This is a genomic window from Robbsia andropogonis (assembly GCF_034047095.1).
Taxonomy (GTDB): Bacteria; Pseudomonadota; Gammaproteobacteria; order Burkholderiales; family Burkholderiaceae; genus Robbsia; species Robbsia andropogonis.
In genome coordinates this window covers 805,299-827,007 of record NZ_CP139166.1, presented here as the reverse complement: position 1 = coordinate 827,007, position 21,709 = coordinate 805,299, and the positions used below count along the sequence as shown (strand labels likewise).

Annotated in this window: 20 protein-coding genes; 8 read left to right on the top strand and 12 right to left on the bottom strand. The window is 58.6% G+C overall.

Going from position 1 to position 21,709, the window contains the following annotated elements:
• Positions 1-726: 726 nt before the first annotated feature.
• Genes SJQ66_RS08660 through SJQ66_RS08630 form a run of 7 tightly spaced genes read right to left on the bottom strand, consistent with a single transcriptional unit; the run spans position 727 to position 5,707 of the window.
• Complete coding sequence (locus SJQ66_RS08660; RefSeq protein WP_236693483.1) at positions 727-1,395, bottom strand: DUF1989 domain-containing protein; 669 nt, start codon at positions 1,393-1,395, stop codon at positions 727-729.
• Positions 1,392-2,195 carry an amino acid ABC transporter ATP-binding protein gene (locus tag SJQ66_RS08655; RefSeq protein ID WP_024905444.1) on the bottom strand — a complete coding sequence of 268 codons (804 nt, stop codon included), beginning with the start codon at positions 2,193-2,195 and terminating at the stop codon, positions 1,392-1,394. Before SJQ66_RS08655 ends, SJQ66_RS08660 begins: the two co-directional genes overlap by 4 nt.
• Before the next feature lie 5 nt (positions 2,196-2,200).
• Positions 2,201-2,875 (bottom strand): amino acid ABC transporter permease, encoded by a 675-nt coding sequence (locus SJQ66_RS08650; RefSeq protein ID WP_253465560.1) that lies wholly within the window; start codon positions 2,873-2,875, stop codon positions 2,201-2,203.
• Positions 2,872-3,555, bottom strand: a complete 684-nt coding sequence (locus SJQ66_RS08645; RefSeq protein WP_024905442.1) for an amino acid ABC transporter permease — start codon at positions 3,553-3,555, stop codon at positions 2,872-2,874. Before SJQ66_RS08645 ends, SJQ66_RS08650 begins: the two co-directional genes overlap by 4 nt.
• An 18-nt stretch (positions 3,556-3,573) precedes the next feature.
• Positions 3,574-4,209 (bottom strand): urea carboxylase-associated family protein, encoded by a 636-nt coding sequence (locus SJQ66_RS08640; RefSeq protein ID WP_024905441.1) that lies wholly within the window; start codon positions 4,207-4,209, stop codon positions 3,574-3,576.
• An 11-nt stretch (positions 4,210-4,220) separates the two neighbouring features.
• Positions 4,221-4,838 (bottom strand): DUF1989 domain-containing protein, encoded by a 618-nt coding sequence (locus SJQ66_RS08635; RefSeq protein WP_024905440.1) that lies wholly within the window; start codon positions 4,836-4,838, stop codon positions 4,221-4,223.
• 20 nt (positions 4,839-4,858) lie between these two features.
• On the bottom strand, positions 4,859-5,707 hold the full coding sequence (locus tag SJQ66_RS08630; RefSeq protein WP_024905439.1) for a transporter substrate-binding domain-containing protein: 849 nt from the start codon (positions 5,705-5,707) through the stop codon (positions 4,859-4,861).
• 278 nt (positions 5,708-5,985) lie between these two features.
• Here SJQ66_RS08630 and SJQ66_RS08625 point away from each other — a divergent pair, with 278 nt between their 5' ends.
• From SJQ66_RS08625 to SJQ66_RS08590, 8 genes are all read left to right on the top strand, one after another.
• Positions 5,986-6,870 carry a MurR/RpiR family transcriptional regulator gene (locus SJQ66_RS08625; protein WP_253465565.1) on the top strand — a complete coding sequence of 295 codons (885 nt, stop codon included), beginning with the start codon at positions 5,986-5,988 and terminating at the stop codon, positions 6,868-6,870.
• Between the two features lie 564 nt (positions 6,871-7,434).
• Positions 7,435-8,679 carry an urea ABC transporter substrate-binding protein gene (locus SJQ66_RS08620; RefSeq protein ID WP_024905436.1) on the top strand — a complete coding sequence of 415 codons (1,245 nt, stop codon included), beginning with the start codon at positions 7,435-7,437 and terminating at the stop codon, positions 8,677-8,679.
• A gap of 14 nt (positions 8,680-8,693) precedes the next feature.
• Entirely contained in the window at positions 8,694-9,560 is an 867-nt protein-coding gene (locus tag SJQ66_RS08615; RefSeq protein WP_024905435.1) for a branched-chain amino acid ABC transporter permease, read from the top strand.
• Positions 9,557-10,606 (top strand): ABC transporter permease subunit, encoded by a 1,050-nt coding sequence (locus tag SJQ66_RS08610; protein ID WP_024905434.1) that lies wholly within the window; start codon positions 9,557-9,559, stop codon positions 10,604-10,606. Before SJQ66_RS08615 ends, SJQ66_RS08610 begins: the two co-directional genes overlap by 4 nt.
• The gene (locus tag SJQ66_RS08605; RefSeq protein WP_024905433.1) at positions 10,603-11,349 is read left to right on the top strand and encodes an ATP-binding cassette domain-containing protein; all 747 of its coding nucleotides are present in this window, start codon (positions 10,603-10,605) and stop codon (positions 11,347-11,349) included. Before SJQ66_RS08610 ends, SJQ66_RS08605 begins: the two co-directional genes overlap by 4 nt.
• Positions 11,346-12,089, top strand: coding sequence for an ABC transporter ATP-binding protein (locus SJQ66_RS08600; protein ID WP_024905432.1), 744 nt, complete (start codon positions 11,346-11,348; stop codon positions 12,087-12,089). Before SJQ66_RS08605 ends, SJQ66_RS08600 begins: the two co-directional genes overlap by 4 nt.
• A gap of 37 nt (positions 12,090-12,126) precedes the next feature.
• Positions 12,127-13,674, top strand: coding sequence for an amidase (locus SJQ66_RS08595; RefSeq protein WP_024905431.1), 1,548 nt, complete (start codon positions 12,127-12,129; stop codon positions 13,672-13,674).
• An 8-nt stretch (positions 13,675-13,682) separates the two neighbouring features.
• Positions 13,683-14,432, top strand: a complete 750-nt coding sequence (locus tag SJQ66_RS08590; protein ID WP_024905430.1) for a DeoR/GlpR family DNA-binding transcription regulator — start codon at positions 13,683-13,685, stop codon at positions 14,430-14,432.
• Here the strand turns inward: SJQ66_RS08590 and SJQ66_RS08585 are convergent.
• From SJQ66_RS08585 to SJQ66_RS08565, 5 genes are all read right to left on the bottom strand, one after another.
• Positions 14,423-14,584 carry a hypothetical protein gene (locus SJQ66_RS08585; protein WP_157685183.1) on the bottom strand — a complete coding sequence of 54 codons (162 nt, stop codon included), beginning with the start codon at positions 14,582-14,584 and terminating at the stop codon, positions 14,423-14,425. The two genes, SJQ66_RS08590 and SJQ66_RS08585, sit on opposite strands and share 10 nt — an antisense overlap.
• Before the next feature lie 18 nt (positions 14,585-14,602).
• Positions 14,603-16,645, bottom strand: coding sequence for an NAD(+) synthase (locus SJQ66_RS08580; protein ID WP_320533948.1), 2,043 nt, complete (start codon positions 16,643-16,645; stop codon positions 14,603-14,605).
• A gap of 103 nt (positions 16,646-16,748) precedes the next feature.
• Positions 16,749-19,118 carry a penicillin acylase family protein gene (locus SJQ66_RS08575; RefSeq protein WP_320533947.1) on the bottom strand — a complete coding sequence of 790 codons (2,370 nt, stop codon included), beginning with the start codon at positions 19,116-19,118 and terminating at the stop codon, positions 16,749-16,751.
• A gap of 12 nt (positions 19,119-19,130) precedes the next feature.
• Positions 19,131-20,429 carry a hypothetical protein gene (locus SJQ66_RS08570; RefSeq protein WP_024905427.1) on the bottom strand — a complete coding sequence of 433 codons (1,299 nt, stop codon included), beginning with the start codon at positions 20,427-20,429 and terminating at the stop codon, positions 19,131-19,133.
• Positions 20,430-20,519: 90 nt separating this feature from the next.
• Positions 20,520-21,692, bottom strand: coding sequence for a MupA/Atu3671 family FMN-dependent luciferase-like monooxygenase (locus SJQ66_RS08565; RefSeq protein WP_052738297.1), 1,173 nt, complete (start codon positions 21,690-21,692; stop codon positions 20,520-20,522).
• Positions 21,693-21,709: the final 17 nt, after the last annotated feature.

The window sequence follows — 21,709 nt, the reverse complement described above, 5'->3', positions numbered from 1 at the left end:
AATGAACTATTTTCCGATTGACGAAATATGACTATCGATGCGTTGTGCGCTTGGCTATCTGACGCCAATTAGAGATGAGTGTCTATCGTCAGAGAAAGTAATTTATATGAAAGATTATTGTAATTAACTGTTTTTACTCTGAACGCTTCTCGGATTACATGATTGGTCATGCGAGTGTTGATTCAAGGCCTTAAATAGCGCGAGTGATAGGGCTTTACGCGTGCTGCCAGTGAATAGAGATTAATGAGCAATAGGCAAAAAATATCAGATATGCTCATTAAAGATAGCAAGAATCATATGATTTTTCACCAACGCCGAAATTTTGCACCACTGCCAGCGCCAGCTTTAGCCATCTACGATCACCTGTTAATAAGTCGTTTCGGCGTAATCGAATCTCTACAACAAAGCATCATGCACGTGCGCTATTTATCAAGTTGCAGTCGCCGCCGTGATTGCGATAATCCAAAGCGTTCGGCAATTCAATACTATTTCTATAGGGAAAGTGATCGAATATGCCGATCGCCGGATCAACCTATGGCGAAGCCGCGCGTGCTCCTGCGAATAAGACTAGAAGTTCAGGATCCTCTGTGGTTGGGGACTGGCGACAAAAGTGGACGGGCGCGCCGTAATAAACGCGCATTGATCGTTGCTGGCAAAAGCTTCTAGCGCCGGCACCTGGCCGCCACCTCCAGGCCATGCCAGGAGAGCGTAAACGTCTTAAACATCTTAGCAGGACGGCACCCACGACTGTGTACCTGGCAGGTCTGACCCGATGTTCTCCAGTATCGTAATTTCCACGGGTTTGGGCGTATTGTCGCCCTGGCCCTGAATCTTGACGATATCTTGCGGACAGGCGGAAAACGCGACGAAACAATCCATTTCCGCGCGCAATGTAATGTATTCGCCGGCCTTCGTCACGGTAGGCAAGGTAAGCAGGGTAATGCCGTCTGGTTGCACACGAATATTCATGAAAATGTTGAAGGACGCAAGGTTCGGGCGCGGAGGGGTCACGCCGAGTTCGAACATGCCTTCGAACATGTTGTCGCAGCAGTTCCGGTGATAGCCACGTACGCCTAGCAGTTCATACCGCTTGCGATCACAGGCAGCCATGAAGGTGTCGTGAACGCCTGGTGTCGTATCCTCGACCAGAGTCAGCACAGGATGACGTTGATTGGTCACGAAGCTGTCGCCGAGGATCGGGTTCAGCCGTTGATTCCATACGCGTGTGGTCTCCATGCACATGTATTCGTTGAGGTCATACGCATTCCAGGCCCAACAATCCACTACCTGGGTACCATGTGTGTTGACGATGCGTACAGCTTGACCTGTCTTCAGTCGAACCGCCTTGCCGTGACCGGCGGGAACGGTCGACGTCTGTTGATTCGTGTCGTTCATGGACATTTGGATTCCTGGTTGAAGCGAGTGAGAAATTGCTGCAGGCGGGGCGACGAAGGCGCATCGAGTACTTCTGCAGGCGGACCCTGTTCGACGATGCAACCGCCATCCATGAAGATCACGCGATCTGCAGCATCGCGTGCGAAACCTATCTCATGCGTGACGACAATCATCGTGGTGTTCTTTGCGGCGAGACCGCGCATTACCGCGAGTACTTCGCCGACGAGTTCCGGGTCGAGCGCGCTGGTAGGCTCGTCGAAGAGGATCACTTCCGGTGCCATCGCAAGGGTGCGAGCGATCGCCACGCGTTGCTGCTGTCCGCCCGACAGGTTGGCGGGCATCGCGGTATGCTTGCCAGTCAAACCCACTTGCCGCAGGGCCTCCACAGCACGTTCACCTGCGGCAAGGCTGTTCATCCGCTTGACCGATAGCAGGCCTTCCTTTACGTTCTCAAGCACAGTCATGTGCGGCCAGAGATTGAAGCTTTGAAACACCATGCCGATACGGCTGCGCTGCGCGCGTATCTCGTGGTCGGGGCGCGGCGTGGTCGACCCGTTCGCGTTTTCACGCAAACCGATTCGCTCATCGCCGATCCAGATGCCGCCCTCGTCGGGCGGAGACAGCCAATTCATACAGCGCAGCAGTGTCGATTTCCCGGAGCCGGATGGGCCGAGGACGCAGACGGTTTCGCCACGGCGTACGGTCAAATCGATACCATCCAGAATGCGGTTCGGACCAAACGATTTGACGATGCCGGTTGCCTTCAATGCTACGGGCACGGTGGTGCCGGATAGGTTCATGCTGTTCACCGGGACAAGGCGACTCGTTGGGTGCTGTCGAGGCGGCGTTCCCAATGGCGGGTCAAGAGGTGGATGACAGACGTCGCGGCCCAGTAGACCAGCGCGACGACGAAGTAGACTTCCAGTGGCGCATAGGTGTCGGACACGACGGCCTTCGCTGCGAACATGAACTCATGCACCGAGATCACGGACAGCAGTGCGGAATCCTTGAGCAGACCGATTAACAGCCCGGTCAACGTGGGAAGTAAGAGCGGCAGCGCTTGGGGCGCAATGATGCGTCGCGTGATTTTTGCCGGCGACATGCCGATTGCAATCCCTGCCTCAATGCTGCCCGCAGGCACGGCGTCGATAGCCGCATGCATGACTTCCGCGACGTATGGGCCATAATAGATCGCGAGCGTGGCGGTGCCAACCAGCGGAGCAGGCAACAGCACGCCAAAGTCCGGCAAGACGAAGAACGTCACATACAGTAATACGAGCAAGGGCAAACCCAGCGTCAACGCCGTATAGCCGCGAATCAATGTTACAAGCCATGGTGCGCCGCACCGCTGACCCATGGTCAGCAACCCACCGAGCAGGCTGGACATTACCGCCCCGGTCGCGCAGAGCCAGAGTGTGCCCCCAAATCCTTGTGCGAGGTCGCTCCAATGTCCGGAGAGAACGTCGAGGTCGAACCTCATCGTGTCGCTCCCGTAGCAATAGGCGTGGCGTGCGCCATGCGCGGCTTCTGCTGAATGCGTCGCGCGGCGTAGATCACCGGAAGCGCGACCGCTAGATAGCCAACGCTGACGATCAACATCACTTGCGTCGACGTATAGGTGCGGGCGATCACCATTTGTCCCGCATACGTGAGTTCGGTCACCGCTACGACCGACGCCAGCGGCGTGGTTTTCAGGAGGATCGTGAATTCGTTGATCAGCGCCGGCAGGCTCGCCCTCAGCACCTGCGGCAGCGCAATGCGTAATGCGATACGCCAGGGCGCCATGCCGAGTGCGATCGCCGCTTCATAATGACCGGTCGTGACGATCCGGAGATTTCCTCGGAGGATTTCGGCGGTGTAAGCGCCACTGTTCAGTCCGAGAGTTAGCGCCGCTGCCAACATCGGTCGACCGCCCAGACCAATAAGGGGCAGCGTGAAGAACAGGATGAAAAGTTGCACGAGCGCCGGGGTCCCCCGCATAAAGCTGATGTAGAGGCGGGCGGCCCAGCGCAACGGTGCGATACGCGTCAGTTGCATCGCCAGGGCGAGATGGCCGAACAGAACGCTGCCCGTCGCGCCGAATAGCGTCAGTTCCACGGTCAGCAACCAGCCGTCGATCAGCGTAGGCAGGCTGTGGATCACTTGCGGGTCGAGGCCCATTGCGGCGCCCTCCTGAGATCAGAGTTCGTCGAGTTCTTCCGCAGCCGAAAGTGCGATCGCGCCAGGGGTGTCGTTACCTGAAATGCCGGTGCAACAGGCAGATACGATAAAAATCATATCCGTGACGACACGGCATGCAATGAAATCTCCCGAGCGCGTGGGGTTCGGCAGCGGTTCGATGCGGCCGTCACGATGCAGCGCGACATGCATGAAGAGGTTGATCGGGTCAGGTATCTTCGGCGGCTTGAGGCCGAGTGCGTCGATCACCGCCTTGACGGACTCGACGCAACCTGTCTGTCCGGCATGGCCTTGTTCGGCGAGATATGCGGTCGTGGATGCGGGGAGCAATAAGTCGTGCTTGCCGCTGGAATCCTTGCCCAGCACCATCATGGCGCGGCGACGATTGCTGACGAGACGCATGCCGGCCTGCAACACGTACGAATTACTGAACACTCGCGTGTGATGAACTGACAGGTAGACGTCGTCGTTGGTCTGACTGAATCCGAACATGGACGCGACCGCACCGGGTGCTTTCGCTTCAATGCGCAGGATCTGACCGGCTTTTACGTTGATAGCGCCGCTTTCCCCGGCCGGTACGAGGACGGTTTGCGGCGGCAGTGCAGGGCGGGAGGCCGGATCTTTTAGAAGCAGCATAATGTGTCGGTTCAGGCGACGGCGCGGGTCGCAGGCAAGATGGAAATGGCGATGTCGGTGACCTTGAGGCCGTTGCCCGGAATAATGTCTTGCGGGCATGACGACACTGCGCACACCAGGTCTTCGAGTACGTCGAAGGTGATGTGGTCCCCCGGCTTGCTGGTGGGATCGGTGACCTGCATGCGGCAGTCGGCGGTGACTGGCCCGTTCTGAAACAGATTGAACGGTTCGGGGACATCGAATGGTGCTAATCCATATAGCGCAAGTCCGGCGTGCATGTTGTCGAGACAGTTGCGATGTCCTGCGACGTTGAAATCAACCGTAAAGCGGGTGTCGTCGCACGCGGGGACGTTGGCGTCGTGAACACCGACCGTGTCCTCGATGACCCGCAATAGAGGGCGTCCCAGCGACGAATACAATGCGTCACCGATATTGAAAAACAGGGTGCGAAGCTGCCGACGCGTGTGGGTTGGCGAAAGCTTCTCGCGATGGTCGCCGGCGACGATGGCGACGAAATCGGCGGCCTGCTGGCCTTCGACATCGGTGATGGTCAATCGTTGGCCCGCCTTCACTTCGAAAGTACGGCCATGCCCCGCCTTAACGGTGATATTCAGAACTGGATCGGTCATTGCTGTTGAGTTGCTCGCTTTTACTGCTGAGGAACGAAGTTGGACGTGGGTGTATCGAAGCTTACGCCCAGATGTGTTTTTTGCAGACGGGTGAGTTCGCCTGATTTTTTCATGGCGATGATTTCGTCACTGATGGCCTTGTTCAGGCGCGCATCGTCCGGCCGCGTCGCCCAGGCGATCCATTGCGACGGACCGAGTTCCCCTGTGGATTTAAGTTTGCCAGGATTATGTTTGATGACGTCCGCGAGCACGGTCATGTCGTCGAACACAAAGTCCACGCGACGTGTCATCAATGCGGCGATCGTCTGATCCACACTGTCCACGCTGACTAACGTGATGGGGGCGAGCCCTTTCGCTTTCAGCGTTTCGTTGAATTGCTTGATGATCTGCTCGGGCGCGCTGGCGCTCTTGACTGCCGCGGTGAGGCCGGCAAGCGATTCGACGGTGGCTTGTGCTGGAATCTTATTGAAATCGGCACGTACGAGTGCGCCGTTGACGGTCTTGCTGGTGGGGACAATGTAAGCGAGCCGCTTGGCGCGTTCCGCGGTCACGTTCAATGCCGAACCCTCGATATCGAACGAATGCGCGAGCAGGCCAGGAATAATCCCACTGAATGCCATGCGCTGATATTCGATCTTCACGCCGAGATGCTTCGCTACCGCTGCCAGTATGGCCGGATCAAAGCCGACGATGTTGTTGTTCGCATCGGTGTATTCGTATGGCGCAAAAGTCGGATCGATCCCTACGGTCATCGTGCCGCGACGCTTGATGTCGTCGAGTGTATCGGCGCTCGCCGAGATCGTGTGAATCAACGCGGCGAATGGCAACAACGCGGCGAGGGCCATGCTGGAGAGGCGGCGCTTCGACATCGGTGGAACTCCCTTGAACAGGTGAACGATGCCGGATGTAATGCATTAACCGTACCAGTGGAATATCTGAAATAGATGTTTCTGATATTTACGCTAAAAAACATGTGTTTCTTAGATAGATTTCAAGAAACGTTGATTTCACGCATCGCCATGCTGCGTCTATAATGAAGCCGATGCGATGGTCCTGGTCCGCACTTGTTTCGTGCAGGGCAACCTGAATGCACATTTTCGGTGCCAAAATCGCACCATCACGGAAATCAAGGTAGTCAAGAACGGAAATGTCGAAAGCACAGATAAAAAAAGAGAAGCGATCCCCGCCATCGATCGAAAGCCGGATTGCGGAGTGCTATGACGAACTTTCCGAGATCGATCAGCGTCTCGCGGATGTCATTTTGAGCGCGCCTGGACAACTGGCGATGCAAACCGCCACGGAATTGGCGACGACCGCGCAGGTATCGAAAGCGACCGCAACCCGTTTCTTTCAAAAGTTGGGTTATGCCTCTTATGAAGATGCCAGGGCTATTGCGCGAGCGGCACAGGTCGGTGGCTCGCCGCTCTATTTGCAGGACAGGGGACGCAAGACGGCCGGTTCAAGACTCGACGATGTGATCCAGGCCCATTTGCAGCATGAAGTTGAAAACGTGGCGAGCACTTATCGTTCGCTCGATACGCAAGTGCTCAACGAGGTAGTCGATGCAATCGCGCAGGCGCGACGCGTGGCTATCATAGGCTATCGACATAGCCACACGATCGCCACGATGATCCGTCGCGAACTGATTCAGGTGCGCTCGGATGTGATGGTATTGCCCGCGCCTGGGGATACCGTCGGTGAGTACCTCGCGGATCTGAACGAGAAGGATGTCGCTGTTGTCATTGGTTTGCGTCGCCGTGTTTCGGCGGTGGGCCTGACCGCCGCCGCTCTGGCCGAAGCCGGTGTGCCGATTCTCTATATGTCGGACGTGATCGCGGGGAGACCGGCGCGGCTGGCGCGCTGGGTGATACGATGCCATACAGATGGTTTGATGCTGTTCGACAGCATGTCGGGGATGACATGCGTGGTCAACCTGATTTGCTCGCTGGTCGCGGAACGCTTGCTTGATCGAGGCGGCAGTCACTTGCAGCGCGTCGAAGTGCTGCACGAAAACTTGCGTGAACTGGAGTAAACCAGCGATCAGCAATGCACGCATCACGGACTGGACGCCATCGATAGCAATGGATTTGCTTTGAAATTGACCATTGCTACGGTCACAAATTCAAGACGCACGAGCCCCAATGTCGACCTATTTTGTCCAGGTTGTTCATCTCCTTATTTTTAAGCGGCGTCGCTCAATAGCGAAGCGCTTCCGTTCACCCACCCCCCAAGCTGAATCACTGTTTGCGTCCTTCCTTCATATCCTCAGAGATCAAATAGCGCCCGACGACACGTCTGGCGTGACCGCTTGCTGTTGACAAAGCGCGATACCGCGTTGCTCACACAAGGTAGTGCTTATTTAGTCTCGCGTTACGAGCGGCCGTGTCGATATCCGGATTTTCATCAATCTTTTTCCCTGCTGTTTCTTCGCTGGCGGGCAGTTCGTGGCATGGCGCGAGATCGCTCGATGCAAAATAAACAGTGTCTGGATAGACGTCATCCGGTGGGAATGTGGGATTTTTGATATTTGACCGATTTAATTTTGTCTGTTCTACACTGAATCGGTCAAATCACACATTTGCATGGGAGCAAATAGATGACAGCTGATTTCGGAACGCGCCGTAAAGCATTGAAGCTGGGGGCGGCAGCAGCGGTGGGTGCACTGGCAGGATCGTATCTCACAAAAAGCGCGTTCGCGGCCGAGCCGATCAAGCTTGGTAGTCTGCTGGACGGAACCGGCCCGCTCGGTCTTGAAGGGCGCCGGATGATCCAGGCCACGGAATACGCGGTCAATCAGATCAACGCTGCGGGCGGTTTGCTCGGGCGGCAAATTCAACTGATTGCGTACGATACGCAAAGCAGCATCCAACTTTATACGCAATACGCGCAAAAACTGGTCTTTCAAGAGAAAGTGGATGTGATCCAGGGCGGTATCACATCCGCATCCCGGGAAGCGATCCGCCCGATCTTCGATCGCAGCAAGACACTGTACTTTTACAATACGCAATATGAAGGCGGCGTCTGTGATCGCAATGTATTCTGCACTGGCAGCACACCAGCGCAAACGGTCGATCACATTGTCGACTATGCATTGAAACATTGGGGAAAGAAGGTCTATATCGTCGCGGCGGATTACAACTACGGCCATATCACTGCAAGCTGGATGACGAAGTTCATCAAGGACGGCGGAGGCGCCGTATCCGGCACGGATTTTTTCCCGTTGGACGTGACCGATTTCTCTTCGGCGATCAGCCGGATTCAAGCGGCCAAACCGGACATGGTGCTTTCCGCGTTGGTCGGCGCCAATCATCTCGGCTTTTACCGGCAATGGGCCGCTGCCGGAATGAAGGCAAAAATCCCAGTTGGCGCAACGGTGTTCGGACTCGGGGACGAGCTCACCACGATGGACCCAAGCATCACCGACGGCATCATTACCTGTTACGGCTTTTACAATAATTTAGGCACGCCTGCCGCCAATGCCTTTGTGAAGGGCATGCAGGCGAAGTACGGTGCGGATCTGACCGATCTGGGCGAACTTGATTCCGCGACATACGAGGGCATCATGCTGTGGGCAGACGGCGTGAAGAAGGCGGGCAGCGTCGCGCACGATAAGGTCGTGGACGCGTTGGAGTCAGGCATATCGATCGAGGGGCCAAGCGGAACGGTAAAGCTGGACCCTGCCACACACGCCACGATCCGCAATACCTACCTCGCACGACCGAAAGCACGGGCGTGGGACATTTTGCAAACCTTCCCGAATCAGGCGCCGTCCGACACCGGGGGACAGTGTGATTTGATAAAGAATCCACGGACCAACAAGCAATTCACACCGTCAATCTGATCGGGGGCGTGTCCATGGACCTCACAGGCTTGCTCGCTTTCAACGTGCTGACCGGCATTGCGACGCTGGCCATCATTACGATTGGCCTGGGCGTGATCTACGGGATGATGAAGATCATCAATCTCGCACATGGTGAACTGATGATGTTGGGGGCTTATACCGCAGTCGTGGCGAGCGCGCATGGCGTCAATATCTGGGTTGCCATGCTGGTGCTGCCGCCCATTGTCGTCGGCGCGATAGGGTTGATTCTCGAGCGTACCGTTATCCGGTTCCTGTATGGGCGGATGATGGACACCATGCTGGCTACATGGGGCATCAGTCTTGGCTTGATTGGTTTGATCACGTCGATCTTCGGGAATGTCGTGAAGTCGGTTGCCATGCCAGTCGGCAGCTTTTCGATAGGGCAATATCACACCAGTGCGTTCAACGTCGTGATTATCGTCGTTTGTCTCCTCGTAATGGTGGGTATGCTGTTTTTGCTTCGCAAGACCCGATTCGGTTTGATATTGAGAGCAACGATGCAAAATCCGTCGATGGCAGCATCCTTGGGGATTCGGCCTGCCGCTGTGTATATGGCGACCTTTGGCATGGGTGCCGCACTGGCGGGGCTGGCAGGCGGTATCCTCGCTCCCATCTCAGGGGTGTCTCCGGGCATGGGCGCGGCGTATATTGCAAAGGCCTTCATTACGGTATTAGGCGGTGGTCCTGCGATTATTGCCGGTACCGGCCTGGCTGCTGGCCTTTTCGGCTTTATCAATGAAATTGTCTCCTTCCTGTCGACACCCGTGATTGGTGATATCGCGTTATTGGCGTCTGCGATCGTGCTGATTCGCATCTTGCCGCAAGGTATCACTGGCCGTTTCTTGAGGCGGAGTTCATGAAAGCGCTACGATCCGGGGGCGGTGCGACTGCGATTGTCGTGATCTGCCTTGCGATTCTATTTCTCCTGCCCAAGGCAATAAGCGAGTTTGGCGTGATGCAGGCGACCCTGTTCGCCGCCATGGCGGTATTCGGCCTCAGTCAAGGCTTTGTGTGGGGGTTTGCTGGCATTCTGTCATTCGGGCAGGCGGCGTTTCTCGGCATCGGAGCGTACACCTATGCAGTGGTGGCTATGAACATCGGCGACACGACTAGCGCCATCCTGCTTGCCTTGATCGTTCCAATGTTGTTTGCGGCATTGCTCGGATACTTCATGTTCTACGGGCGGATCAGCGATGCCTATATCGGTGTGATTACGTTGACGGTATCGGTGATCTTGTTTGAATTGATGAACTCGACATCCGGCAGTGCCTATCACATCGGCAGCGTTGCATTAGGCGGCTTCAACGGTATTCCCGCAATCCCGCCGATTACGCCGCCTGGAAAGCCGGATGAACCGCTTGATCAAGATGGGATCTGGTATGTCGCGATGAGTGCGGTGATCATTGTCTATGTGTTCCTGAAAGGCGTGCTCGCGTCCCGGTTTGGTCGTGTGGTCATCGCGATTCGCGAGAACGAGACACGCGCAATGCTCATCGGTTATGACCCGCGGCTATACAAACTCGTGGCGTTTGTCATCGGTGCTGCCATCGCGGGAGCGGCAGGCGCGTTATTCGCGACGTGGGGCGGTTTCATCAGCCCCACCGTTTTTGCATTGACAATGTCCGCGCAGGTCATCATTGCCGTGTTGATTGGCGGATTGGGGACGCTGATAGGCCCTATTCTAGGCGCGGTTGCCATTCAATATCTGATCAACCTGGCCGGTACCCAGCATGTGATAGATCCGAGTCTGGGCCTGGGCATCGTATTGGTTGCATTCGTCTTGTTGGTGCCGCAGGGCGTGGTACCCGTTTTTCAAGAGATGATCGGACGTTGGCGTGGGAGACATGCCAGCAGCCAATCCGGTATCGGATCCGTGAAAAAGATCAGCGAGGAGTCGCGCCTGTGAGTCATCAGATCGATCATGCCGGGACGCTACGGCCGCTTCTCGAAGCAAAAGGCGTGACCATGCGATTTGGCGGTGTTACTGCGGTACGTAACGTGGACTTCACGCTGCGGGAAGTCGAATTGCGTTGCTTGATCGGTCCGAATGGCGCGGGGAAAAGCACGTTTTTTAAAATACTGACCGGGCAGTTACGTGCTTCCGAGGGGGCGATTCATTTTAGATCGTCGGACATCTCCGCCAGCAGCTCGCATCAGATTGCACGATTGGGTGTCGGCATCAAGACGCAGGTGCCAAACGTATTTAATGGTTTATCCGTTCAGGAAAACATCTTTATCGGTGCCGGCCGACGTAAGTCGCTCGCGCATGCAAAGCGGATCGTCGATGAGACGCTGACACGATTGCGATTGGAAAAGATCGCGGGAAGAACCGTCGGTCAACTCGCGCATGGACAGAGGCAATGGGTTGAAATCGCCACCGTACTCGCGCAAGAACCCGAACTGATTTTGCTCGATGAACCCGCGGCGGGGATGAACCATGAGGAGGTGTTACGCACCGCCGAACTGATTCAGGAGATCAATAAGACGCAAGCCATTGTCGTTGTGGAACACGACATGCAATTTATCCGCATGATCGCGCGCACGGTTACCGTGTTTGCACAAGGACAGGTCCTGGTTGAAGGGCCCGTGGATACCGTGTTGTCGGATCAGCGGGTCAGGGATGTGTACTTGGGGAGGAAAGCGGCATGACACACGCTGCCAGCGGAAGTGCCGCGGCCGGTCTCGACGTGCAGGGGCTCGGGTCTGGCTATGGCCGCATACCCATCCTCAGTCAGGTGAACCTGTCTGTTGGTGTCGGGGAGCGAGTCGGGATTCTCGGACATAACGGCATGGGCAAATCGACGTTGCTCAAGGCCTTGACCGGCCATTTGCCCACCACTGCTGGCGCGGTCTCGTTTGAAGGCAAAACGATTACCCATCTATCGCCTACGGCAAGAGCCAAGGCCGGCGTCGGATACGTTCCCCAAGGCCGAGAGATTTTCCCCACGCTCAGCGTCATGGAGAACCTCCGCGTAGGCTGCTTGTTATCCAGCCGGAACGAGAACGATACGATCGACGATATTTTGACGTTGTTCCCGAGACTGAAGGCTTACCTGGATCGCCCTGGCGGCGCGCTTTCTGGCGGCGAGCAACAACTGCTTGCGCTAGCGCGTTGCCTCTGTGCGGAGCCGAGGATTGTTTTGCTGGATGAACCGACGGAAGGCATTCAACCATCCATCATAGAAGAGATGATCGATACACTAAAAGCGGTGGCCGTTCAACGAAGACTAATGGTGCTGTTGGTCGAGCAAAACCTCAACTTTATCTCCGCATTATCGGATCGCATCCTTATTTTGCAGAAAGGCACGATCACGCGCGAAGTGCCGCCTGAAGTCGCGCACGATCCCACGTTGCTTGACGAGTTCGTTGGGATCGACCAACACGCGTGACGTCCTCCAGAATCAGCGCGCCATATAGGAGCCTCGCATGACAAAGACGTTCGATGCGATCGACGTTGTCGAAATGACAGTTGAAAACGTTCAGGAAGCCTTCGCCAACGGCACGTTGACGGCAGAAACGCTATGCGAGGCTTTTTTGGCACGCATAGAGACATACAATCCGCGCTATAACGCAATCATATTCATGAATCCCGACGCGCTGCGTGACGCGCGGGAAATCGATCGCCGTCGTGCGGCTGGCGAACCGCTCGGCCCATTGGCCGGGGTACCCGTCGTGGTCAAAGACACGATGGACATGAAGGGGTTCCCAACCACCGGTGGCTGGTCTTTGCTGTATAGCAAGACCGGCGGGATCGATTTGATGCCGGATACGGATTCGCCCGTCGTGGCGCGCATGCGGGCAGCCGGCTGTGTCATTCTGGGGAAAACCAATGTACCAATCTTAAGTGCTACGGGCACCCATGCGAACAACAGTTGGGCTGGCCCTACACTGAATGCCGCCCATGCCGGATTGATGCCCGGTGGCAGCAGTGCGGGCACGGCCACCGCGGTTGGCACCAGCATGGCGGTATTGGGGCTTGCCGAAGAGACGGGCGGGTCGATTCAGAATCCGGCTTCTGCCCAGGGGCTCGTGGGAATCAAACCGACTTTTGCGTTGGTGCCCAACACCGGCGTCATGCCTCTGGCGGGCAGCACGCGCGACGTCGTAGGCCCCATCGCCCGCTGTGTACGTGATGCGGCGCTGGCGCTGGATGTCATCGCCGGTTATTCTCCGGAAGATCCTAAGACGGTCGCCGCTGCAGGCATGCGCCCGGCTGGCGGATACAGCGCGCATCTGCGTGAGGATGCCTTGCTTGGAAAGCGGGTCGGGCTTTATGGTCCCGGGTGGCGTAACCGGGCGTTGTCGCCGGAAACCATGGCGCTCTACCAACGCGCCCAGCGTGAATTAGCGGCGCGTGGCGCGGTGGTTGTCGATGATCCATTCGCCGGCAGCGGATTTGCCGATCTTGGCGAGCCCGCGAAGGGTACCGATCACTTCGACCCACGCGGCATGGAATGCGTTCCGCACGATATGGAGAAATATCTTGAACGGATGGGAGCCGGGGCCGGTTTAAAATCCTGGGCTGCTTTTTCAGAAGCGACAAGGCACGAGAACGCGTTTGGACCAGGTGGGGTCCTCGAGTACATCACGTATCTGCCCGATTTTCAGAAATCGCTGTCCAATCCCTCCGCACCGCCTGTCACCGAGGCGTTTTATGTGTTACGTGAACGCTATCTCGAAATTTTCACAAGCGTGATGCGTGCGAAGGCGATTGATGTGCTGATTTTTCCGCAGTTGCGTGATGAGGTTCCGTCGATCGACAGCGAGGAAACGTTGCATGAAACAACGGTCTGCGAGATCAACATCGCGGGCTTGCCGGGCGTGACCGTGCCGGCGGGGCATTATAATAATGGATCGCCTTTTAACCTAATATTTGTGGGCCACCGCTGGAGCGAGGCGACGTTGCTGGCAATGGCCTATGACTACGAGTGCGCGACGCGATATCGCCACGCACCGGATTTGCAACGCGAGTAAACGTATTCATGGCGGAACACAGGCACGACGAAATCCTGTCGCAATTACGCAATACCGGTCGCGTGTCCGTGACGCTGACTGCAAAAATGTTGAGGGTGTCCGAAGAAACGGTCCGGCGAGATCTGAAAGAACTGGAGCACATTGGAAAATTGCGACGCATTCACGGTGGCGCCGTGCCGCCCCGATTGGACCAGGATCGCCCGGTAGTCGAGCGAGGAAAGGTCAACAGTCGTGGCAAATCCCGGATTGGTGAGCTGGCTGATGGTCTAATCGAAGACGGCATGTCCATCTTTCTGGATTCAAGTACGACGACCATGGCGTTTGCGCGACGTTTGGTCGGGAGGAACCTGACGATCACGACGAATTGTGTCGATATTGCGCTGCTGCTAGGCCCGAGCGTGTCAAGACTGAATCTCACACCCGGCACACTGCGGAGCAAAGACAATGCGTTGGTGGGGTATGAAACCTTGGCCTACACACGGCGATACTTTTTCGATGCGGTTTTCATGGGAATCGCCGCTTGCGACCTCGAGCATGGGTGGATGGACTATGAAGAGCATGAGTCCGTGTTGCGGGGCGTCCTCCGTGCGCAAGCGCGCACGCCAGTCTTGCTCGTCGACATCGAGAAATTCGGGCGACAAGCCAACTTGAACACGTTCCCGTTAAGGGAAGCATTGACCGTGGTGTGTGATCGTCGTCCTCCCGTTGCATTCACCGAGGTCTTCGATCAACACCCTGTAAAGCTGATTCACCCCTGAATGCCGAGTTGCGCGCGATGAACGGTGGCGAACCCAGGGATCTGCTTATAAGCACCGCCTCCCGCAGGTTCTGACAGCATCTGTCCACGATAATACAGTGGCAACGCATCAATCACCGTGGACAGCGGCACGTTCGATAGGCGGCACACCATTCATCGTCACCTCCCTGCTTATGGACCATCTGGCACGGATGCGTTCAGTTCCGCGAGCCATGCACTCGCCACCGAGTCACTTGGCGCCCGCCAGTCGCCTCGTGGAGATAATGAGCTGCCGGTGGCGACCTTGGGGCCGTTCGGCAGTGCGGATCGCTTGAACTGCGAGCCTTCGAAAAAGCGTCGAACGAATACGCCCAACCAGTGTTTGATCGTCGCCAGGTCATACGAAGGATGTGCCGTCGTAAGGGCGGGCCAATCGCCAGATTGCGCATCTTGCCACGCATGCCAGGCCAGGAAAGCGATTTTCGACGGCGCGAAACCAAACCGCGTCACGTAATACAAGTTGAAATCCTGAAGCGCGTAAGGACCGATCGTATCTTCCGTACGTTGCGTGAGTGCGCCGGATTCGCTCGGTATCAACTCGGGGGAAATTTCGGTTTCCACGATGCGTTTCAGAATGCGCGATGTATCCGCGCCAAATCGGCATCGGTCGGCGAGCCAGCGTACCATGTGTTGAATCAGCGTTTTAGGCACCGAGCCGTTGAGGTTGTAATGGGACATCTGGTCGCCTACGCCGTAGGTACACCATCCAAGCGCCAGTTCCGACAGGTCGCCCGTACCGATGACCAGCGCACGGTTCGCGTTCGCGAGTCTGAAAAGATAAGCGCTGCGCGCGCCCGCCTGGACGTTCTCATACGTTACGTCGTAACGCGGTTCGCCATCCGCCGCGGGATGACCAATGTCCTTGAGCGTACGGTCCGACACCGGCCGTATATCGATTTCCGATGCGTGCACGCCGAGCACGCGCATCAGTGCCCACGCATTGTCGAGTGTGTGCCCGCTCGTCGCATAGCCTGGCATCGTATAGGCCAGAATATTGGCGCGGTCCAGGCCGAGACGATCCATCGTCAACGCGCAGACCAGCAGGGCATACGTGGAGTCGAGCCCGCCGGACACGCCGACGACAACATGCTTCAGCCCCGTCGCCCTTAGCCGCGTCGCAAGGCCATGGCTCTGGATCATCAGCGTTTCCTCGCAATTTGCATCGAGCATGGCGAGGTCCGCTGGAACAAACGGGAAACGGTCACTTCTACGTCGCAGTTTGCCCGTCGGCGCGGTAGGCGGTTGTAGTGAAAAGCAGATGGTCCGGTACGGGTGCACGGCCGTAGCGCGGGCGCAATCGTCAGACGTCTGCATACGCAGGCGCTCCTGGCAGATGCGCTGCAGGTCGATGTCCGAGATCAGCAATTGCGCTTCGTCCGCGAATCGCGGCGTCTCCGCAAGTATGTCGCCGTTCTCGCAGACGATCGCATGACCATCCCAGGCGAGATCGGTCGTCGACTCGCCACGTCCTGCCGCGGAGTAAAGGTAGGCAACCTGGCAACGGGCAGTGTGCGAGCGTACGTGCAATCGTCGGTATTCGGCTTTGCCGACGGTGATGTTACTGGCCGACAGATTGGCGATGACCGTGGCGCCGGCGTGCGCCGCATACGCCGATGGCGGAATGGGGGACCACAGGTCTTCACATATTTCGATGCCGAGTGTGAAGTCGGCATGGTCGCTCGCATGAAAAAGCAGATCGACCCCGAAGGGTACGTCGCTCTCTCCAAGGCGCATCGTTTCCCCGGTCAGGCCGGCACCCGAGGCAAAGTAGCGTTTTTCGTAGAACTCGCCGTAGTTCGGCAGATATGTTTTGGGCACCACGCCAAGGATCTGGCCACGATGACACACCACGGCGGTGTTGTAGATCCGTCCGCGCCATTCGAGTGGCGCGCCCGCGATGACGAGCCCAGCTATCTCCGCCGTCGCGTTTCGTAACCGGACGATCGCGTCGCGGACGCCGTCGAGCAGCGCGCGCTGGAAGAACAGTTCGTCGTTCGAATAGGCGGACAGCCCGAGCTCCGGGAGCACGGTCAAGCGTGCGCCCTCGAGCGCCGCCGCCTGCATGAGCCGGATCGTTTCAGCGACGTTGGCGGCGGGGTCGGCAACGACAACGGGCGGAATAGCAACGGCGGCACGGACAAAACCGTGGCGGTACATCGAGAAAAAGTCGGTCATGGCGTCGTGGTGAGCAGGGTGCGGGTTCGACGCGAATCACACGTGGCGTCGGAAGTCCAGTGAGAACGCGCGTCGGGGATCGAGCGGAGAATCCGGCGCATGGCTAATGGGGCACTGTTAAATCGACATGGGTGACAGTCCGTGCCGACACCTCGGTGACATCGAAAGGAAATCGGCTTGCCGCAGAACCCAGGTGAGGGACCACGTGTCCGTCGCTCCACGACGTGCCGGGACGGCTGCGCTGCGATTGCGGGAGTACGCTATGTACAACCGGCTTGCCCGCCTCGAAGGTCATCGTTGCCAGCCAGGTCGTGCCGAAGTTGACACCGTAACCATGCGGGCCAAGGCCGGATGGCAATGGCACACGGCCGCGCTGTAACTGGGCGAGACGCTCGCGGGGTGTCATCGCGCCGACCTGGCTGACATTCAGGACCCCCGTCAAATTCGGTCCACCGTCCAGTGGCATGCGCCCCCCATCGCTTTGTTCCCGATACTGGAGCGTGCGCAGCGTGACTGCCGGCTCGAACCCGTGACGGGCAAGGCGCTCGACCGCGGTGGCGAGTGCGACGAGGGCCGGTGCCGGGTCTGCTTCGGTCCAGATCGGCAACCCGGTTGGCGTGTCGAACGGTGCCGTCGGATCGAAGCCGCGCGCATAGCCCTGTCCTTCCTCCAGGTAGGCCTGCACGAATTCCCGAAAGAGCGGGCTGCCGGACGCATCGAGCGCATCCTTGCGATCCCAGTCGCGGAGGACCGCCAAGGCGTGAGTCAAATCGATTCGTACGCCGGATCGCGCCGTGATGATCGACGGTGCCCTGGCCCCGAGGGCGAGCAGGTCGTCGAGCAGCATATCGGCCATCTGCACGTGGTTGTCGAGCGTAAGGCGAGCGAGGGCCGCCGGCCGGATGGGCCGCTGCAGCAATGCCGTCTGACGGTAACCGCGCCGCGCCCGTGGCGAAAGTGGCGCATCGAAAGCACCGAAGAGCGGATGATGTTCGGGGAGCGGACGGTCGCAATCCACACGCTGATATGGGTTGTTGAAGTTAGCGATGACGGCACGTGTGCGACGGTGGGGGCGCTCGCTGATCGCTCTCGGACGCCGATGTGCCGCCGTATGGCTCGACAGGTCGCCCGGCAATACCGCGAAGCCGTTCTGCTTCCGCGCTTGCGCGAGCGGATGGGCACGATTGGACAGCGCCGCGCGTGTTTCGTCGCCGACTTCGGGGATGTTGCTTCCATCGATGTAGCATGCCTCGCCATGGGCATCGATTGCCACGATATTGACCCAACTGGTGCCGGCCCAGCGCGTGAAACTTCGCGCGATGTCATCCAGGGTACGCGCCGCGCCGATGGCGAGCCAATGATCCAGCACCTCCGGGTTGCCCGCGTTGGCATTACTCAGGCAAAGCACCGATTCAGCGGTCCATTCCGCGGCGCCGGGCACGTGGAGCGCGAGACCATGTCGACTCGACCAGACATGGCGTATATACGCGTGGGCTTCCCCGCGAACCGGAATCGCGATTTGGCGTTGCTGCATGGCTTCGGGTGCGTCTTGCCATAGGTACGCCGTCGCGTCGCCGGGCACGAGGCGCAAGCGATGGAACAAGAAGCGGTCCGCGGCCGATACGGTATGGGTCCACGCGATTGCCGCGTTGAAACCCAGATTGACGGTGGGACAACCCAGGATCGACACGCCGGCGACGTCGAATGCGCCCGGAATCGTCAGATGGACCTGGTAAAGCCGCAATCCGTCGGCAAACCCGAAGTGCGGATTGGCGAGCAACAGGCTTTCACCGCTTGCTGTGGCATCGCCGCCGACGGCCCAGGCATTACTCCCGATCGGCAGATCAGCATACCCGGGGAGGTTGGGTGTACCGGCGACGGATGATGGGCGCGCCTGGTCGCTGGCCGGCTTCGTACCGTCAGCTGTCCGCGCGTCGGGCGGTTGTGCGAGTGCTATGGCCTGAACGAAGCGCCTACCGCTCGCCTCGTCGGCGAGCGCGAGCAGCACCGCGGCGATGTCGAGCCGGGTAATCGGACGCGGTGGTGCGCCGAGCCACGGGGCAACCGGCACGCCGGCCTCGACGAGCGCCGTTACGCGATGATTGAAACCCGCCACATAACCATCGACGAGGGCATTCGCATGCAGACTCATTTGCGCCAGCGCCGTCTGCGCCTGGCCTCTGTAATCAAGGGCGCGGTAGCCGATGTCGCTGTCCAGGTTCGCGCCATCGCCGGGGCGTTCGTCCGGACCATGGTAGAGGCTACGTTCACCGAGCAGCGTCGTCAGGTGTTCGTACAGCACGGTTGCGTGATCGTCCGCGGCGACGTGGCCCTGACCATAGCCGAGCGACTCGAAGTCGCCCGCGCGAATATGCGGCGTGCCTTCCGCGGTACGAGCGATCGAGACGGTGCGCGCGTCGGTGGCATACGCGGCGACTTCGGCGAGTGATGGATGCGGTAGGAGATTCTGCATGGTGCGCCGGGATCAGGCGGGCCTGAGCGCATCGGCGCTGTACTTCGAAACAAACGTGTCGACATGTTTTTGCGTAAGCGTATAGGCACCGCAATGCAATGGGGCCGCGTCGAAGCGGGCATCGCGCAGGCCGTGATAATGGGCCAGGGAATCCTCCAGCCGCACTTCGCCGCGTGTAGAAGGGTAGTCGCAGGCGGCGGAGAGCAGGCTCGACAACACGCATCCCGTGATGCGGCGATCGGTACCCGGTGCGGTGTCGACGGCCAATTGCTTGGCGAACTCGGTTGGAATGTAGGCAAGATGGTCGAAAGGCTTCGGCGCCGCGAGTGCCCCACCTTCCGAAAAAAGGATATCGCCTTGCGTCTCGAGCCGGGCGATCGCCTGTTCCGGATTGAAGCAATGCGGATCGGAATCGTCGACGATCAACGTGCCGGGTCGGAGCCGGCTGACGTCCACGACATCCGGCGCATTGGTCGCGCCGACGATCAACGATGCTTCATAGGCTTGCGGTGCCACGCCGCGGCTCTCGTGATGGAACGATAGCTCACCCTCGAATCGGAGTTCGTCGCGCACCTCGCGCATCAATTGCTCGACATACTCGCGTTTCTGGTAGACGTCGCAGAGAATCAACCGGCGTGGATGCGGAAGCACGGATAGCAGTAGCCGCAGCGTGGAGGAACCGATCGACCCAAGGCCAATGAATGAGAGCGTTTCATTCTCAAGACGCCGGCCCGCGGTGGCCAGCAAGCGTCGCACCGAAAGCACGACGGCCGACGTAGTGGTCGCATGGCCGGTTGTGACGGGAGGCAGCGTGTCGTCTTCGGGAATCGCCAAGCCATAATCGGTTGCCGATGGTATGAGTCCGGTCAAGGACACATACCGTGCGCCCAACACTTTCGCAAGCGACTGACACTGGCGTACGAGCCGGACGATGTCGGACTTGTCCAGGTAAATTTGCGAGTAGAAGCGCGGAAGAATGACCGATGCAATACGTCCGGCCTCAAGCGTGCGCACGTTTGCGAAGATCGGCAGGTCGTGGCATAGCGCATGGGTAAAATGGCTGGTGTCGTATTGCGGATTCTGCCGAAGAAGTCGATCCGACAGACAACCCACTGCGACCGCGTCCACCGGCGGGATGTCGCCCGCCGCGAAAAGCGACAGCAGTGGCCGGCGATCGACAGACAGATGCGGCGTGACCGTCTCGCGAAGGACGATGGCCGGCGCTGGTGCGCCGCGTTTCAACGCGGTCAGTTGCTGCAACAGCAGCGCTTTCTTCTCGGGGGACAAATCGGCTAATCGGTCAGTGTTCATGGCGGTGTATCGGTGAAAACAGGATGAGTGAGGGGTAGTCGTTCAGGCTTGTCCGGATGGTCCGGGGCCATGCCGACCACCGCGTGCGTGTCATGCCGCGGGTGCCGTGAGCGGTGTCTGCGCGGCTTCGGTGGCGTCCGCGAATTCGCGTCGTAGCGTCGCTAGCTTTCGCAGCCCCGACATGACGGTGTCGGCGGGCAGGCCGAAGTCGACAAGGCAGGCGACTTCGTCGACGCCGGCCTCGGTCAACCGGTTCAACATTTCCGTGCATTTGACCCGATCGCCGAGCAACGAACTGAACTGAAAGTAGCGCTCGAATGCAAAATCGAGGATCGAGGCTTTTTCCCCTTCGAGCCGGGCAACTTCCTCGGCAGGCATGAGGGTGCGGAACTGGCGAATATAGTCTTCGAGATATTCGGTAAGCGATGGACGCACCAGTTGCCGCACCGCGGCGAGATCATCGTCGATGAACGTGTGCAGGGTGACGGTGATCTTGCCGGCGGCCGGGTCGAGTCCGGCTGCCTGCCGGGTCTCGCGATACAGCGCGATCTTTTCCCGCAGATCGCCAAGCGAAGGTCCCATCAGGCAAAGGATATTCGCGCCGAGCCGCGCCGCCTTGCGCCACGTATCACGGGATGCGCCGGTCAACCAGAATGAAAAGTGCGGCTGGACCGGTCGGGGAAACGTCCGGATATCCGTCGGCGTGCCGTCCACGCCCGGCATTGTCACGGACTCGCCCGCCCAGAGGCGTTGCACCGTCTGGATCACGGGTTCCAGCGTGTCACGCCTGCCAGCGAACGCCTCCGGCCGGAACGCGAAGTCCTGACGATGCCATCCGCTTGCGAACGACAGTGCGACGCGGCCGCCGGAAAGATTGTCGACGACCGACCATTCCTCGGCGATCCGAACCGGGTCGTGCAACGGCGCGACCACGCTGCCCGCGCGGAGCTGGATGCGGTGTGTCACCATCGCCAGCGCGGCGGCAAGCACGGAGGGATTCGGATACAGGCCGCCGAACGTCTGGAAATGCCGCTCCGGCGTCCAGATGGCGCTGAACCCTTCCTCATCGGCGAGTCGTGCCGCGTTCATCAACAGATCATATTTGCCGCCCGCCTGTCCCGATCCGTCGGACGAGAAGAACAGCAAGCTGAAATCGAGCGGTCGGACGGAGGGACGGACGTCGCGTTTCTGCGCCAGCCGGGCGCGCAAAGCGGCTTTCTGCGCATCGGTCAATTGATTGATGCGCTCATGCAGATTTGTCATCGCAATATTCCTGGCGA